The 16,308-nt window shown below is 65.1% G+C and carries 13 protein-coding genes; 8 read left to right on the plus strand and 5 right to left on the minus strand.

Going from position 1 to position 16,308, the window contains the following annotated elements; genetic code table 11:
- Positions 1–84: 84 nt before the first annotated feature.
- The 4 genes from RJQ10_RS09615 to RJQ10_RS09630 all read left to right on the plus strand — a co-directional run bounded on the left by RJQ10_RS09615 (position 85) and on the right by RJQ10_RS09630 (position 4,531).
- Positions 85–1,023 (plus strand): aldo/keto reductase, encoded by a 939-nt coding sequence (locus tag RJQ10_RS09615; RefSeq protein WP_350145993.1) that lies wholly within the window; start codon positions 85–87, stop codon positions 1,021–1,023.
- A gap of 10 nt (positions 1,024–1,033) precedes the next feature.
- Positions 1,034–2,344: an NTP/NDP exchange transporter gene (locus RJQ10_RS09620; RefSeq protein ID WP_350145995.1), complete on the plus strand. Its 1,311-nt coding sequence runs from the start codon at positions 1,034–1,036 to the stop codon at positions 2,342–2,344.
- Positions 2,345–2,448: 104 nt separating this feature from the next.
- Entirely contained in the window at positions 2,449–3,537 is a 1,089-nt protein-coding gene (locus tag RJQ10_RS09625; RefSeq protein WP_350145997.1) for a Rieske 2Fe-2S domain-containing protein, read from the plus strand.
- A gap of 163 nt (positions 3,538–3,700) precedes the next feature.
- Entirely contained in the window at positions 3,701–4,531 is an 831-nt protein-coding gene (locus RJQ10_RS09630; protein WP_350145999.1) for a M48 family metallopeptidase, read from the plus strand.
- A gap of 17 nt (positions 4,532–4,548) precedes the next feature.
- On the opposite strand, the gene RJQ10_RS09635 is transcribed toward RJQ10_RS09630, so the two are convergent.
- From RJQ10_RS09635 to RJQ10_RS09655, 5 genes are all read right to left on the minus strand, one after another.
- Positions 4,549–5,256, minus strand: coding sequence for an OmpA family protein (locus RJQ10_RS09635; RefSeq protein ID WP_350146001.1), 708 nt, complete (start codon positions 5,254–5,256; stop codon positions 4,549–4,551).
- A 95-nt stretch (positions 5,257–5,351) separates the two neighbouring features.
- Complete coding sequence (locus tag RJQ10_RS09640; RefSeq protein WP_350146003.1) at positions 5,352–6,911, minus strand: EAL domain-containing protein; 1,560 nt, start codon at positions 6,909–6,911, stop codon at positions 5,352–5,354.
- 3 nt (positions 6,912–6,914) lie between these two features.
- On the minus strand, positions 6,915–8,063 hold the full coding sequence (locus RJQ10_RS09645; RefSeq protein ID WP_350146005.1) for an alpha/beta hydrolase family protein: 1,149 nt from the start codon (positions 8,061–8,063) through the stop codon (positions 6,915–6,917).
- Between the two features lie 29 nt (positions 8,064–8,092).
- Entirely contained in the window at positions 8,093–9,277 is a 1,185-nt protein-coding gene (locus tag RJQ10_RS09650) for a CaiB/BaiF CoA transferase family protein (RefSeq protein WP_350146007.1), read from the minus strand.
- A 1-nt stretch (position 9,278) separates the two neighbouring features.
- Positions 9,279–10,463 (minus strand): acyl-CoA dehydrogenase, encoded by a 1,185-nt coding sequence (locus RJQ10_RS09655; protein WP_350146009.1) that lies wholly within the window; start codon positions 10,461–10,463, stop codon positions 9,279–9,281.
- Positions 10,464–10,564: 101 nt separating this feature from the next.
- On the opposite strand from RJQ10_RS09655, the gene RJQ10_RS09660 reads away from it, so the two are divergent.
- From RJQ10_RS09660 to RJQ10_RS09675, 4 genes are all read left to right on the plus strand, one after another.
- Entirely contained in the window at positions 10,565–11,440 is an 876-nt protein-coding gene (locus RJQ10_RS09660; protein ID WP_350146011.1) for a LysR family transcriptional regulator, read from the plus strand.
- 48 nt (positions 11,441–11,488) lie between these two features.
- Complete coding sequence (locus RJQ10_RS09665; protein WP_350146013.1) at positions 11,489–12,328, plus strand: helix-turn-helix transcriptional regulator; 840 nt, start codon at positions 11,489–11,491, stop codon at positions 12,326–12,328.
- On the plus strand, positions 12,325–13,926 hold the full coding sequence (locus RJQ10_RS09670; protein WP_350146015.1) for a tetratricopeptide repeat-containing sulfotransferase family protein: 1,602 nt from the start codon (positions 12,325–12,327) through the stop codon (positions 13,924–13,926). Before RJQ10_RS09665 ends, RJQ10_RS09670 begins: the two co-directional genes overlap by 4 nt.
- A gap of 168 nt (positions 13,927–14,094) precedes the next feature.
- The coding region (locus tag RJQ10_RS09675) for a TonB-dependent receptor (RefSeq protein ID WP_350146017.1) at positions 14,095–16,308 on the plus strand (2,214 nt) is incomplete at its 3' end.

The raw sequence follows: 16,308 nt of genomic DNA on the forward strand, positions 1-16,308 counted from the left end.
GGCCCCGCCGAGCTGCAGCCCCGTGCTTGACCTGCCGGGACCCTGCTGGAACACTGGAGAACTCACAGACCCACGGAGCAGGTTATGCTGAACAGACGCCAGATTCTGCAACTCGCCGCCGCCCTGCCGCTGCTGAGTGGCGGCACTGCCCGCGCTGCCGCCCCGGTCCCGGCAGCGGCAGCGGCAACCACAGACGCAGTGAACACGCGCCCGATCCCGAGCTCCGGCGAACTGCTGCCGGTCATCGGCATGGGCACCTCCCAGACCTTCGACGTGGCCGCCAGCCCCGAGGCATTGGCAGAGCTGGGAGCCGTGTTGCAGGCTTTCTTCGCGGCCGGGGGCCAGGTCATAGATTCCTCCCCGATGTACGGCGAAGCGGAATCCCGGGTCGGGGATGTCCTGCGCAGCCTGTCGCCGCGGCCGCCGGTATTTGCGGCCACCAAGGTCTGGACCACGGGCCGGGAGGAGGGCATCGCCCAGATGCAGACCTCTGCCCAGCGCATGGCGGTGGAACGCTTCGACCTGATTGCGATCCACAACCTGCAGGACTGGCGCACCCACCTCGCCACGCTCAAGCAGTGGAAAGCGGAAGGCAAGGTCCGCTACATCGGCATCACTACCTCGCACGGCCGCAACCACGAGGAATTGCTGGAGATCATGCGCCGGGAACCGCTGGACTTTGTCCAGTTCAGCTACAACCTGGAGGACCGTGTGGCGGAGCAGGCGCTGCTGCCGCTGGCGCAGGAACGGGGTATCGCCACCATGATCAACCGCCCCTACCAGCGCGGCTCCCTGTTTGCCAAGACCCGCGACCAGGCGCTGCCCGACGTCGCCGGTGAGCTCGGCTGCAGCAGCTGGGGCCAGTTCTTCCTGAAGTGGATCCTCGGCCATCCGGCAGTCACCAGCGTGATCCCCGCGACCTCCAAGGTCCACCACATGCAGGACAATATGCAGGCCAACTTCGGCCCGTTGCCGGACGGCCGCCAGCGCGCGGAGATGATGCGCGCCTTCACCGCCCTGTAGCGGCGGTCACATGAGCAATCAGAAACCTTCCCTGCTGCAGCGGGGGCTGGACTTCGCCTGCGACATCCACCCCCGGGAAGTGCGCGCGACGCTGGGCTCGTTCAGCCTGGTGCTGATACTGATGGCCGCCTACTACATCCTGCGCCCGGTGCGGGATGCGATGGCCAGCGACTGGAGCGATGCCGAGGTCAGCGTGCTCTGGACCCTGACCTTCATCTTCAGCGTGGTCGCGGTGTCGCTGTACGGCAACGCCGTGACCCGGATCCGCCTGCGGCACCTGGTACCGGCGGTGTACGGCTTCTTCGCCGCGACCTTCGTGCTGTTTTTCGTGGGAATCCAGACGGTGGCCGAGCGCACCCTGCTGGACAAGGCCTTCTACGTCTGGATCAGCGTTTTCAGTCTGTTTCATGTTTCCGTATTCTGGAGCTTTATGGCGGACACCTGGGCCAAGCCCCAGGCCACCCGCCTGTTCGGGTTCATCGGTGCCGGCGCCAGCATCGGCGCCATGGTCGGCCCCGCCTTCACCGCCCTGCTGGCGGCGGGCGCTGGCACCGACACGCTGCTGCTGATCGGCAGCGCGGCCCTGGTCGCCACCCTGCCCCTGGTCTACTGGCTGCAGCGGCTCAAGGTGGAGGATCTCGGCAATGCGGAACTCACTGCCGGCGCCCGGGATTTCGACTACATCGGCGGCAATCCCCTGGCTGGCTTCACCGAATTCCTGCGCAGCCCCTACCTGCTGGGCATCGCCCTGTTCATCCTGCTCTACACCTCCCTGAGCTCGTTCATCTACTTCGAACTGAAAAACCTGCTCGAACCCTATGACCGTGAAACCCGGACCCGGATCTGGGCGGCAATGGACCTGGCCGTCAACACCCTGACCGTGGTGATCGCCGCTTTCGCCACCGGGCGCATTGCCAAACACCTGGGCCTGCCCTTCACCCTCGCCTGCGTCCCCGTCGTGATCTGCGGCGGGCTGCTGTTGCTGGCCGCAGCCCCCGTTGTGGCGGTGGTGGTGGGAATCCAGATCGCGCGGCGTGCCGGCAACTTTGCCATCACCCGTCCCGGGCGGGAGATGCTGTTCACCGCCGTCGACCAGGAGACCCGCTACAAGGCCAAACCGGTGATCGATATCGTCGTCTACCGGGGCGGCGACATGGTCAACGCCTGGGCGTTCACTGCCCTGACCCAGGGCCTGGGCCTGGGCATGGCGCCAGTAGCCCTGATCGGCGCCGGCATCGCCGCCTGCTGGGGGGCAACGGGGATCTACCTGGGCCGCAGGTTCCACCGCGAGCACAATCAACCAGACCAGCACACCAAATAGTTGAGCCAGGCGACACTGCCTGCTGCGGCGGCCCTGCCGCGGCATGGCCGCAACGTCTGCGCCCGCTATACTGTGGGCAATTGAGTACGATGGAGACAGGCACCATGGCAACAGCGGCTGACTACAATCTGGGCCCCAATACCTTCCCCCGGGGCTGGTTTATTGTGGCGGAAAGCAAGGAACTCGACGCCGGACCGATGGCGGTGCGGTTCTTTGGCCAGGACCTCGCGCTGTACCGGGGCGAAAGCGGCAAACCCGTCCTGCTGGACGCCTACTGCGCCCACATGGGCACCCACCTGACCGCCAGCACCAGCGCCATGATCGTGAAGAACGGCGAGCAGATCGAGGGCGACTCCATTCGCTGCCCCTACCACGGCTGGCGCTACAACTCCGACGGCGACGTCGACGACATTCCCTACAGCGACGGCCCCTGCCCCAAGTCGGCCTCCATCCGCTCCTACCCGGTTGTGGACAACATGGGCTGCGTCATGGCCTGGTACGATCCGGACGGCCTGCCGCCCGAGTACGACGCCCCCTTCCTCAAGCAGTGGAACGACCCGCAGTGGGTGCAGTGGGAGCTGGATCACCTGGGAGAACTGGCCATCCACCCCCAGGAAATCCTCGACAACATGGCCGACAGCCGGCACCTGGGGCCCACCCACGGCGCGCCCTGCGAGTATTTCGAGAACGAGTTCCGCGACCAGGTCTATATCCAGCGCCAGGGCGGGCCCATGCAGCTCTACAACACCTATCTGTACACCACGACCTGGTACACCGGCCCGGGTGTGCTGCTGTCCAAGCAGGTGTTCGGCGACGCGGTGATGTTCGAGCTGATCGCCAACACCCCGGTGGACGACGGCCTGGTGAAGTGCTGGCACGCGGTGCTCTACCGCGGCGCCAACTCCCCCGCCAGCGCCGAGGACCGGGAGGCCCAGAAGCAGTTCCAGGCCAACGCCCTGGAGGCCTTCGCGGCGGACTTCAACGTCTGGAAATTCAAACGGCCGGCGCTGAAGATCATGCAGATGAAGACCGACGGGCCGTTCCGCGCCGGCCGCAAGTGGTATTCGCAGTTCTTTGCCACGCGGGAGGACGCCGGGCAAATTCGCGGTGACATCAACGGCAAGCTCTACACCGAGGGGCTGCGGACACCCGCGGAAGCGGGCCACGCCATCGACGACGGCCTGCCGTTCTAGGCCCCTGCCGGGGGGCCGGGTCTCGCATTGATGCGCTCAGTAGCGCGCAACGGAGCGGGATCTGCCCCCCATCGAGGCTTCCGGGGGAACGGCGGCCCCCGAAAGTAGTCAAACCCCTCGCGACAATGATCTAGAATAACCTCGAATTGCGAGAGTTTTCCCCATGAAAAGAATCATCCTGCTGGTGGCAGCCACCTGCCTGCTCAGCGCCTGCGTCACCAGCCCCACCGGGCGCAAACAGCTGATGCTGATTTCGCCGGAAGCCGCCATTGTGGAATCCCGTGCCGCCTATCTGAGCACCGTCTCCGACCTCGGCTCCAAGGACCAGCTGTCCAGCGACAAGGCGCTCGCGCAGCGGGTGGCAACCATCACCGGGCGCCTGGTGTCGGTCGCTATCGCGGAGTATCCACAGTCGGCGAAATGGGAGTGGAGCGTAGCGCTGGTGGACGATGACAAGACGGTCAACGCCTGGTGCATGGCCGGAGGCCGCATGGCGGTCTACACGGGCCTGTTCAAGCAGCTCACGCTCACCGATGCCGAATTCGCGCAGATCATGGGCCACGAGATTTCCCACGCCCTCGCCAACCACACCGCCGAGCGTATGTCGCGGGCGATGGCCACTACCCTCGGCGTGGTTGCCGTGGGGGCCATGTCGGACAACCCCAACATGACCATGAGCGCCGCGGGCATGGCCGCCACCCTGGCGCTGGAACTGCCGAACAGCCGCACCGCGGAGCTGGAAGCCGATCAATTGGGACTGGAGATCGCCACCCGGGCGGGCTATGACCCGGACGCCGCGGTGAGCCTGTGGGCCAAAATGGGGGCTGTCGGGGATGGCAAAAGCCCGCCGGAATTCCTCAGCACCCACCCCGCACCGCAAAACCGGCAAGCGGCGCTGGCGGCAATGGCGGTGGAGGTTCGCAAGCTGAATCCCCAGGGGCAACTGGCCCCCGTCCATCCAGTGCAGATCCTGACGGCCGACAAGAAGCCCTAGCTTGCTCTTGCTCGGCGTCAGGGCCCGGTAACCGGCCTCACCAGCAACTCCACCCGGCGGTTCTGCGCCCGACCCCGCTCCGTGTCATTGTCGGTTACCGGCCGGTCGGGGCCGTAGCCCACCACAACCAGGCGCTCGACAACCACTCCGTTCTCTTGCAGCATAGCGGCCACCGCGAGCGCTCGCTGCTCGGAGAGACTCTGGTTGAAGCTGGCAGCGCCCACCGAATCACTGTGACCTTCAACCACCACCAGGCTGCGGTCGTACTCGGCAAGGACCTCCGCCACGTCGCGCAGCAGCAAACTGGCTCTCTCGGTAACGTCGGCGCTACCGCTGTCAAAGGTCGCACTGCCGGGCAGCACCAGGCGCAACTGGTCGCCCTCCCGAGCCAGGGTCACATCGGTATCGACAAAGCGCTTGCGCAGGGTTGCGTACTGAACGTCCATGTAATAGCCGGTCTGTTCCGGCAGCAGCAACGCCTCGGCATTGGCCGCCAGCTTCGCCAGCGCGGGCCCCACCGCCAGTTCGCCACGCGCCGGCCCGGCGGATACCGGTCCTGGCGGTGCCTGCGCTTCCAGCGGTTCAATCGGTAGCTGCGGGCTTCCGGGCTGGCCCGGGCTGTCGACACCAGGTATCGCACTGCACGCTGTCAGCAACAGGGGCAGTATCGCGCCGATGAGTGGCAGTCGGCGCCGCGTCTGGATCTCATTGGATAGGGCCTGCAATTCGCTCTCCAAGTGCTTGTTTTCTCGGCCTACAGAGCCGAAAATCCGCCATTCTAGCGCCTGCACTGTCACCCGCAAAGGGTGTTTCCTCCGCCTCAGGCCTGGCTCTTGAGCCAGCTACTGAAATCTCCGGGAGCCATTGGACGGCTGAAGTAATAACCCTGGCCGTAGCGGACGCCCTGCTGGGCGAGCCATGCTACCTGGTGCTGGCTCTCGATCCCCTCGGCGACGATGTCCAGCTGCAAAGACTTTGCCATCTCGATCACATGGCCGATCACCGTGCCGGTTACGGCATGGGTTTCAATCGTATCCACGAAAGCCTTGTCTATCTTGAGAATATCCAGCTCGAATGACTCCAGGTACGACAGGCTCGAGTAGCCCGTGCCGAAATCGTCGATCGCCACCGCGTGGCCCTGCTGCCGCAACTGACTGATGCGCCGGCGCGGCAGCTCATTGTCGAGCAGCGCCCGCTCGGTCAGCTCCAGCTTGATGGCGCTGGCGGGCAGTCCCGCCTCGCGCAAGCCAGACTCCAGCGCCAGCGGCAACCGCTCCGACTCCAGGTCCTGCGCCGACAGGTTGATATTGATGGCAATGCCCGGGTCTGCCTGCAACAGCGCCCCGAGGTCACGCAACACCAGATCCAGTACCGCCAGCGTCAGGTCGGTAATCATGCCCGCCTTCTCGGCCATGGGTACAAACACATCCGGACTCACCGCGTCGCCGTTTTCCCGTGTCCAGCGGGCGAGTGCTTCGGCACCGTTGCAGCGGCCATTGGCTAGGTCCACGATGGGTTGGTAGTGGAGCACGATTTCACGACGCTCAATGGCATTGCGCAGCTCTGCGGTCAGGCTAAGGTGCCGGCGGGAAAAGCTCAGCACGACAAATACCCACAGCGCCAACAGCAGCAGCCCCAGGGCGCCGGCCAGCAGCAGCGTAGGCAGGTACCGGTTCCAGAACTCACTGAGAGGCTGCATCGCCACGATATCGATGCTGAAGATGGTGCCCAGGGAGAAGCGGGAGCTGACCCTCTGCCCGATCCTGTCGACTGTCAGCCCCCGCCGCAGGCTGCCGGGCTCCGGCAACTCGGATTCAGCGGGAATACGGGTCATGGCAAGACCCTCCACCCAGAGCCCCACCCGCTGATCACTAAGCGGCCCGGCATTCAGCAGCTGGCGCGGGTCGATGGCAATGTCATGGTTGCCAAAGCGCATCAGGAACAGGGGCACCCCGCCTACGGTGGTATCGGGCCCCGGCCACCAGGCGATCAGCCCGTTGTCGTAAATCCGGCTTGCCTGGGGCGGGCGCAGGGCTGCGCCCTCGGCAAACCCGGTGCCGCAGAGCCGTTCCACTGCACGCCAGTAGCCGATCGCCCGGATGTGTGGGCGGGCAAAGGTTTCCTCCTGCATCAGGCGAATGTGTTGCGGTGAGCAGCGGGGATAGGGCGACTCATTGAGCGCCTCCAGCAAGTCCCGGGCATCGATGATGGCCGACTCCGCTTGCAAGCCCAGGCGCTGCGCCAGGTCGCCGAGCCGCGCCTCTTCGGCCACCACCGATTCGCGCCACAAATACCAGCCGAAGATACTGAACAGCAGCAGGACCCCGAACAGCGCAGACGCCAGCAGGCCAACTACAATCTTGTCCCTGCGCAGCAGCATGGTTCAGGTCGCGGGAGGTGTGTAGATCACGTCACCAAGTTCTGTGGCCAGTCCCTGGCGCAGGTAGCGGTCGGCCGCCTCCCGGGAAGACTCCGAGCGCGAGAATTGACGTTCAAAGAAGCTCCTGACCACGACCCTGGTAATCATCTGCTGACGCAGGGTGTTCATGGCCTCCGGCAGCGGATCGAGCGTGCAGAGATCGGCCTCGGCCGAGTAGTCTATCCCCATGTCGGGAGGCCCGATGAGATCGAACCACGGCTCCTCCATAGCCTCCCCGGCACTGCGCTCGACAATCCAGCAGCCAACCACATCCGGGTTGTCCAGCCAGCGCATGATTCCTGCAGGACCGGCAAAGCCCGTATGCGAGGCCTTGTGGATAGTGACCAGCTCGCCCCCCGGCACCTGTTCCGGCACCGGTGCCGCATTGGCCGCGTAGGGCACCAGGGCATCGATATCACCCGCCAGCATCAGGAAGGGCAGGCTGTGGTGGCGGTAGAACGCGGGGGTGAAGACAAAGGTGGGCCCCGCGATCGACAGCGCGGCCTGGATACGCGGATCGCGCAGCTCGGGGTGAAAGGCCGCCAGCGTGGTGGTCAAACCGCCCAGGGACAGGCCCAGGGCGCCGATACGCTCCGGGTCAATCTGGCCCTGCAGGCTGTTGCCGTCGGCGCTCGCCAGCGCCAGCAGGCTGTCGATGAGAAAGCTGACATCGGCGGGCTGGTTGACTACATCCTTTACCTGCGGGCCACCGGGTGCACGCATGTTGGTCAGCGGGTAATCGGCGGCGACCACCACGTAGCCGAGGCTGGCAAGGTGCTCGTTCAGGTAAGCCGCTTCCCGCCGTGAAGAGGAGAAGCCATGGCTGTAGACAAGCAGCGGATAGGGAGCGAACTCACGGTCCCCGGGGAACCAGACGGTGGCTTTCAGGCGCCGCTCCCCGCTACCGGCGTAGTCGCCGTTGGTGGCGGTGGGCCGCGACGGGTCGACGAACTCCGTTTCCAGCTGCGCCACAGGCAGCTGCCCCATCTGCAGCCGGTAGGCGCTTTCCGAGCCGGGCTCGAACGGCTCCGGTTGCTTGCCCTTGACCAGCACCAGGACAGGTACACCTACCACCACCGCTACCGCGAGCAGGATCTTGGGGAGAGTCTTCATCTTCCGCGCACCGTGCAGATAAAACCCGATTATTGCCGATCGGGCACCAGTCGCGCCAGCACCGACTCCGTGTGCTGCCCCAGGGTGGGCGGCGCCGAGTCGTAGACTATCGGGGTGCGCGACAGCTTGATCGGGCTTCCCACCAGCTCCAGGTCGGGATTCAGCGGATGCGGCACGTTCACGCGCATGTCCCGGGCGAGGATCTGGGGCTCGCTGAACACCTCGGCGATACTGTTGATAGGCCCCGCCGGCACACCCGCCGTTGCCAGCCGCTGCAGCCAGTCGGCCTTGTCCCGCGTCAACATCGGCGCTTGCAGCAGCGGGATCAGCTGCTCCCGGTGCTGGACCCGAAGGCGGTTGCTCAGGAAGCGGGAGTCGTCCGCCAGCTCCGGGCAACCCAGTACCGCGACGAAGCGCCGGAACTGGGCGTCGTTGCCCACTGCGACGACCAGGTGGCCATCGCGGGCGACAAAGCTCTGGTAGGGAACAATGTTGGGGTGGGCATTGCCCAGTTGCCCGGGGTTGATACCGCCCACCAGGTAATTGCTGGCCTGGTTGGCCAGGGTTGCCGCGGTCACGTCCAGCAGCGCCAGATCCACCTGCTGGCCCAGCCCGGAGCGGTCGCGCTCGGTGAGCGCCGCGAGGATGCCCACTGTGGCGTACAGCCCGGTCATGATATCCGTGAGGGCCACCCCGACCTTCATTGGCTCCGCGCCAGGACTGCCATCGGGCTGGCCGGTGACGCTCATCAGGCCGCCCATGGCCTGCACCAGGAAGTCGTAGCCGGGCCTGTCACGCAGGGGGCCGGTCTGGCCGAAACCGGTGATGGAGCAGTACACCAGCCCCGGGTTCAATGCCGAGAGGCTGGCGTAGTCCAGACCAAAGCGGGCCGCATCGCCGACCTTGAAGTTTTCCACCAGCACATCGCAGTCGCGGGCGAGGGCGCGCAGGGCGGCCTGGCCCTCGGCGGACTTGATATCCACGCACCGGGACTGTTTGCCGCGATTGGTGCAGAGAAAGTACGCCGACTCCGCCGTCGGCTCGCCATCGCCGCCCGCCATGAACGGCGGTCCCCAGGCCCGGGTATCGTCGCCGCCATCGGGGCGCTCGACCTTGATCACCTCGGCGCCGAGATCGGCCAGGATCTGGGTGGCCCAGGGGCCGGCCAGCACCCGCGACAGATCCAGCACCCGGAGATGGGACAGCGCACCCATCTCAGAACGCGGGAATGTCGGTCTGGGTGCGGCCGAGGATCAGGGCGTGCACGTCGTGAGTCCCCTCGTAGGTGTTCACCACCTCCAGGTTGACCATGTGCCGCATCACCGGGTACTCGTCGGAAATGCCGTTGCCGCCCAGCATGTCGCGGGCCTGGCGGGCGATGTGCAGGGATTTGCCGCAGGAATTGCGCTTGATCAGCGAGATCAGCTCCGGCGCGATCTGGCCGGCATCCATGAGCTGGCCCGCTCGATGGCAGCCCTGCAGGGCGAGACTGATCTCGGTCTGCATGTCCGCCAGCTTGAGCTGGATCAGCTGGTTGGCAGCGAGCGGGCGGCCGAACTGGGTGCGCTCCATGGTGTAGTCGCGGGCCGCAAACCAGCAGCTCTCGGCGGCGCCCAGGGCACCCCAGGCAATGCCGTAGCGGGCATTGTTGAGGCAGCCAAAGGGCCCTTTCAGCCCCTCCACATTGGGCAGCAGCTGTTCTTCGCCGACAAACACGTCTTCCATCACGATCTGCCCCGTGACCGAGGCTCGCAAGGCCAGCTTGCCCTCGATTTTGGGGGCGCTCAGGCCAGCCATGCCGCGCTCCAGGATGAAGCCGCGAATCTTGCCATCGTCGGTCTTGGCCCAGACCACAAACACATCGGCGATCGGGCTGTTGGTAATCCACATCTTGGCGCCGCTGAGCCGGTAACCGCCGTCGACGCTGCGGGCCCGGGTGATCATGGAGCCGGGGTCGGAACCGTGGTCGGGCTCGGTGAGGCCGAAACAGCCGATCCATTCACCGGTGGCGAGCCGGGGCAGGTATTTCTCCCGCTGCTCCTCACTGCCATAGGCATGGATCGGATACATGACCAGAGAGGACTGCACGCTCATCATGGAGCGGTAGCCGGAATCGACGCGCTCGACCTCGCGGGCAACCAGCCCGTAGCTGATGTAGTCGACCCCGGGGCAGCCGTAGCCGTCAATGGTGCTGCCGAGCAGGCCCAGTTCGCCCATCTCGCGGAAAATCGCGCTGTCGGTCTCCTCGGCGCGGAAGGCATCCCGCACCCGGGGAGCCAGTTTGTCACGGGCATAGAACCTGGCGCTGTCCCGCACCATCCGCTGTTCGTCGGTCAGCTGCTGTTCGAGCAGGAAGGGGTCCTGCCAGTCAAGACGTTGCCATTGTTTACCCTGTGCCATGGTACTTCCTCCAGAATCGTCTGCAGCCGATAAACTAACAGGTCATATATCATTTATAAAATATATGTTTTCTATGGTTAGCATATGCTAAATATATACTCATGGATTTGAGAAAGCTCGACATCTTCCGCCAGGTCGCGACCCAGGGCAGTTTCAGCCGGGCCGCGGAGCAGCTGCACATGGCCCAGCCCGCGGTCAGCATTGCAGTGCGCAAACTGGAAGAGGAGCTGGGCATCACCCTGTTTGATCGGGGCGGGCGCCAGGTGTCGCTGACCGCCGAGGGGCGCACCCTGCTGCAACAGGCGGTCGCGATTCTCGAACAGGTGGCGGGGCTGCGGGCAACCGGCGGCGCCCTGCGCGGGCTGCTGCTGGGCGAGCTCGCCATCGCCTGCCCGTCGATGCTGGCGACCTATTACCTGCCGGACCTGCTGGGCCGATTCCTGGTCCTGCACCCGCAGCTGCGCACCAATGTTACCCAGGCCGGCACCGACCTTATCCGGCAGTGGTTGCTGGACGACGAAATCGAACTCGGCGTCATCAGCGGCTCCAGTCCGGATATCGAAGCCGACTTCATCACCGTCCCCCTGGTCGACGAGGAAATTGTGCTGTGCGTGGCCGAGGACCACCCCTGGGCAGGACGCAGCGCCCTGCCGGTCGCGGAACTTCACGAATCGCCCATGGTGGTTTACGAAAGCGGCTACTTCATCCGCAACCGGCTGGACGAGCTCTGCGCGGCCCACGGCGTAAGCCCCGACCTGCGCTTGCAGAGCAATTTCCTGCCGCTGCTGATCCGTATGCTGAAGCAGGGCCTGGGGACCACCATTGGCCTGGCAATGCTGGCGCAGCAGGAGCCCGGTATTGTCGCCGTGCCCTTCGCCGAAAAACCGCGAATCCGGCTGGTCCTGGCCCGGCGCCGGCAGCGCAGCATTTCCCTCGCCAACCAGGCATTTCTGGATTGGGCCGGTTTGCAGTTATGATGTGCGATCAGCCCGGGCAAGAGTTCCTTTCCGACCCCCATGCCGACAATGTCCAGCTACAACGAGCAGCTAGCCCTGTTGATCACCCGGGTAGGCCAGACGGACTTCGCCAGCCAGCTGGTGACAACCCTGAAGAGCCTGGTGCCCATAGACGATGCCACGGTGCTGGTGTACCCGGACACCGACCTGCCGGTGGTCGAGTATTTTGAAGTCCCGGCGGGGCTGGACCGCTCCACCCTGGACGTGTTTGTTGCCGGCGCCTTCGTCCTCGACCCCTATTACCAGGCCGCCAGCCGGGACCGGCGCTTCGGCGTATTCCGGCTTCGCGACCTGGCACCCAGGGGCTTTCGTGACAGCGAGTACTACAAGGCCTGGTACCGGAACTGTGGCTATCAGGACGAGTGCGGCTATCTGCTGCCCAACGGCGCCACCGGGTTCATCAACATCGCCCTGGGCCGCACCGGGGACAACAGCCGCTTCACCCCGCAACAGGTCAAGGCACTGGCGACAGTCAGGCCGGTGATTGAGGTGCTCTGCCAGCAGCACTGGCAGGTGCGCCCGGCGGCGGCCCGGCCGGAGGACAACGTCAACCTGCGCGAGCAGCTCAACACCGCCCTCAACCAGTTTGGCAGCAGCCTGCTCACCGAGCGCGAGGCCCAGGTGATCAACCTGGTACTGCACGGCCACAGCACCAAGACGCTGGCAGAGAAGCTGTCGATTTCCGTCGAGACCGTGAAGCTGCACCGCAAGCACGCCTACGCCAAGCTGGAGGTTGGCTCCCAGGCCGAGCTGTTCTATCTGTTCCTGGACTCACTCATGAGCGCCGGCGATTACGCTGGCGGCGACACCCTGGTGGCCTACCTGCAGCCGCCGCAGGCCGCACCTTGAGCGGTACGCCACCGGCGCGGCCGGCGGATGCCCAGCTGCAAGCCCTGCTGCAACGCGGTTTTGATGCCCTGGGCAAGGGCGATACCGAAACCGCGGGGCAATGCTGCCAGCAGGCCCTGGAGAGGCAACCGGACCTGGTCGCCGCCCACTTCCTGGTGGGCCTGGTGGCCCTGGAAGCCAAGGAGCGGCGCACGGCCTTCAACGCCTACCAGTCAGTGGTGAAGCTGGATCGGGACCACGCCGCGGCCTGGGCCCAGCTCGCGCGCCTGTACATGAGCGAGGGCCAGGTGAACCTGGCGGACGCGGCGCTGCGGGAGACCCGCCGGATCAAGCCCGCCGACCCCGTGGTGCTGGATTTGATCGCCACTACCCTGTCGCTCATGGGGGAGCACGGTGCTGCCCAGGCCTTCTTTGCCCACGCCAACACCCTGCAGCCCGGGCATCCGCCGTTCATGCTCAATCTCGCCAACAACCTTGTCTACCACGGCGACACCGACAAGGCCGACACCATTTTCCGCGACATCATCCGCCGCCAGCCCGACAGCCCCCAGGCCCACTGGGCCCTGGCCAGCTCGACCAGGGCCCGCGATGAAGAACACATCGAGGCGATGCAGGCCCTGCTGGGGCGGCACCGCGAGAATCCCCGGGCGCGGGCGTTCTATCTCTACGCCATTGGCAAGGAACAGGAGGATCTGCAGCAGTGGGATGCCGCCTTTGCCGCCTTCAGTGCCGGTGCAGCCGCCCGCCGGGCAACCGTGGAGTACGATGAGGCGGCGGAAGAAGCCATGTTCGCCGCGCTGGCGGAGCTGTACACGCCGGGCTGGCTGGCGGCGCAGACAGCGGGCAACCCGGACCGGTCACCCATCTTCGTGCTGGGCCAGCCCCGCACCGGCACCACCCTGGTGGAGCGAATCATCAGCAGTCACTCCCGGGTGCATTCCGCCGGGGAACTGCAACAGTTCGGCCTGGCCCTGCGCCGGCTGGCCAACTACCAGGACCCGCGACGGTTTTCGGCCGAGCTGTTTCACAGCGCCCGGGGGCTGGACCCGCGGCAGGTGGGCAACCTGTACCTGCAGACCAGCAGCCGCATGCGCGGGACGACTCCCCACTTTGTCGACAAGCTGCCCCAGAACTATCTGCTGATACCGCTGATCCTGGCGGCGCTGCCCAATGCGAAAATCGTCCACCTGGTGCGCAACCCGATGGACGCCTGTTTCGCCAGCTTCAAACAGCTGTTCGCCGACGCCTACCTGCACTCCTACGAGCAGGGTGAGATGGCTCGCCACCATGTGCGCTACCAGCGCCTGATGGCGCTCTGGCGAGAACGCTTTCCCGGGCGCATTTTTGACATGGTCTACGAAGATACCGCCCGCGACCTCGAACCCAATGCCCGCGCTCTCATCGACCACCTGGAACTGCCCTGGGAGGATGCCTGCCTGGCCTTCCACCAGCAGGACACGGCGGTCACCACCGCCAGCGCGGTGCAGGTGCGGGAACCCGCTCACACACGTTCGATCGATCGCTGGCGGCGCTATGCGGACCACCTCCAACCGATGCGATCGATACTGGACGCAGCAGGAATGCTGCCGGCGAGCTGACGGGGCGGGCGTCCTACCCCATAGGGTTATACCCCCGTATCCGCTGATTGGCTATCGTCAAAAACGATGCGCGATGACAGCGCAACCGCCCTGCAAGAACTGTTTATCGCGGCAGCAGTAACTGCTGCCGTCTATCGTCCTGTTCCAACCAGACATATAGGGGTCACCATGACAGCAGCCAACGCCTATCGGCATTCCGAGAGCTCTCTCTCTGGCAGCAAACGAACGTTAAGCAGGGCCGTTACCGCTGCAGTACTGGCCTCGGCAATCAGCGTGCCGGCCTGGTCGCAGACACTGGAAGAAGTCATCGTCACCGCGACCAAACGCAGCGAGTCGGTGCAGGACGTGCCGCTGGCGATCACCGCGCTGTCCGGGACCTTCGTCAACAAGGTCAACATGGACGACATCAAGGATCTGGTGTCCTATACCCCCGGCGTGACCGGCAACAGCCAGGACAGCTTCATCGACGCCATCAGTGTACGCGGCGTGCGCACCCAGGATTTCGGCGTCGGCGGCGACCCCTCCTCCGCTTTCTTCAAGAACGATCTGTATGAAGGCCGCAACGGTTCGGCAGTCACCAGCCTGTACGACATTGACCGGGCGGAGATCCTTCGCGGGCCCCAGGGCTTCCTCTTCGGGCGCAACTCCATCGGCGGCGCCTTCAGCGTTCACACACGGCGCGCGGAACTCGGTTCTGACCCCAGCGGCTATGCGGAAATCGATGTCGCCGAGCGCGGGCGCCGCGCTTTCGAAGGCGCCATCAACCTGCCGGTCTCCGACCATTTTGCGACGCGCCTCGCCGGATACTACTCCACTGAGGACGGCTTCGCCGACAACACTTTCCCGGGCTCTCCGGACCTGATCGAGCACGACAAGTGGGCCCTGCGCTGGTCCACCAACTACGAGCGCGACCGTCTCTCGGTGCGCACGCTGGTGGAATACGAAGACCGCGAGCAATCCGGCTCCGTGTACCGGGCGGTGGACCGGGGCGATATCTGGGACGCATTCGATGCGGCGCTGGGTGGCGTGGAGCTGCGCGGCAGCGACGAGGATATCGATACCGACCGCATCGCCGGCGACAACGACGATGCCACCATCCTGACCCTCGGCCTGCACGTGGATTACGACCTCGACTTCGCCACGCTCACCTCGAACACGGGCTACAAGGATCACGATTATTTCTACAACGAGGATTACGACGGCACCCCGCTGGACCTGAACAACTACGGCCAGGACCAGACCGGCGATTACTTCCAGCAGGAATTCCGCCTGACCTCGGCCACCGACGGACCGCTGAGCTGGTATGCCGGTGTTTCCTACTACGATGAAGAGATCGACACCCGCTTCAAGTTCTCCGGGCGGGAGGATTTCTTTTGCCAGTACTACGGCTATTACTACAACTCGGGAATGTCGTTCTCCGGCTGTGCAGACCTGTACGCTTACTACGGCTCCGAGTTCACCCCCTCGGCCGATGGCCGCCTGGTCGAAACCGGGCGCATCAAGGGTGACTATTCCGGCTGGGCGACCTACGTCAACGCCAACTACTTCCTCACCGACAGCTTCGACGTCGAGCTGGGTGTCCGCTACACCGAGGACAAGAAGGATTTCTCCATCCTGGTGCCGACACCGGAGAGCGAGCTGGGGCCCTACTGGGCCTATGGCTTCTCCACCGCCGAGTTCATCAGCGACAGCGAAACCTGGGACGATGTCACCATGCGGGTGCTGGCCAAATGGCGCCCGACCGATGAGCGCATGTTCTTCGCCGGCTACACGGAAGGCTTCAAGTCCGGTGGTTTCGGCAGCTTCAACCTGGGTAGCAACGCCGACGGTGAGCCGGCCCTCGGCAATATCGACCTGCGCCAGGAAGACGGCTTCCTGCCCAATGTATTCCAACCGGAAACCGTGGACTCCTGGGAGATCGGCTACAAGGACACCCTGATGGATGGGCGCGCCAACGTCGACCTGACCGCGTTCTTCTACGAATATGAAGACCTGCAGGTGGTCACCTTCGATGGCGGCGCCTCGCTGGTCGAGAACGTCGGGCAGGTGGAGGCCTGGGGCGTGGAGGGTTCAATCACCGGGCGCCTCAGCGACAACTTCGACCTCTACCTGGCGGCGGGTTACCTGGACTCGGAGGCCACCGAACTGCAGGGCATCTGCGGTCTGGAAGACGCCGACGGCTGCGAGGGCAGCCCGCTGTTCTGGGCGCCGGAATGGTCCGCAGCCGCGGTGTTGAGCGCCAACTTCCCGGTCAGCGGGGGCGCCATCACCGGCAACTTCGAACTCACCTACGAGAGCGAGCGCGGCGGCGGCTGGGAAAACCTGCAGGAAACCAAGATCAGCGGCTCGGCCCAATCCAACCTGAGGATTGCCTATGAGGCC

Origin of the sequence: Haliea sp. (genome assembly GCF_040222615.1) — a bacterium.
GTDB lineage: Bacteria > Pseudomonadota > Gammaproteobacteria > Pseudomonadales > Halieaceae > Haliea.

Excerpts from the sequence above, each read along its gene's own strand:
- RJQ10_RS09615 (WP_350145993.1), top strand. The coding sequence starts at position 85 with ATGCTGAACAGACGCCAGATTCTGCAACTCGCCGCCGCCCTGCCGCTG.
- RJQ10_RS09620 (WP_350145995.1), top strand. The coding sequence starts at position 1,034 with ATGAGCAATCAGAAACCTTCCCTGCTGCAGCGGGGGCTGGACTTCGCC.
- RJQ10_RS09625 (WP_350145997.1), top strand. The coding sequence starts at position 2,449 with ATGGCAACAGCGGCTGACTACAATCTGGGCCCCAATACCTTCCCCCGG.
- RJQ10_RS09630 (WP_350145999.1), top strand. The coding sequence starts at position 3,701 with ATGAAAAGAATCATCCTGCTGGTGGCAGCCACCTGCCTGCTCAGCGCC.
- RJQ10_RS09640 (WP_350146003.1), bottom strand. The coding sequence starts at position 6,911 with ATGCTGCTGCGCAGGGACAAGATTGTAGTTGGCCTGCTGGCGTCTGCG.
- RJQ10_RS09645 (WP_350146005.1), bottom strand. The coding sequence starts at position 8,063 with ATGAAGACTCTCCCCAAGATCCTGCTCGCGGTAGCGGTGGTGGTAGGT.
- RJQ10_RS09650 (WP_350146007.1), bottom strand. The coding sequence starts at position 9,277 with ATGGGTGCGCTGTCCCATCTCCGGGTGCTGGATCTGTCGCGGGTGCTG.
- RJQ10_RS09655 (WP_350146009.1), bottom strand. The coding sequence starts at position 10,463 with ATGGCACAGGGTAAACAATGGCAACGTCTTGACTGGCAGGACCCCTTC.
- RJQ10_RS09660 (WP_350146011.1), top strand. The coding sequence starts at position 10,565 with ATGGATTTGAGAAAGCTCGACATCTTCCGCCAGGTCGCGACCCAGGGC.
- RJQ10_RS09665 (WP_350146013.1), top strand. The coding sequence starts at position 11,489 with ATGTCCAGCTACAACGAGCAGCTAGCCCTGTTGATCACCCGGGTAGGC.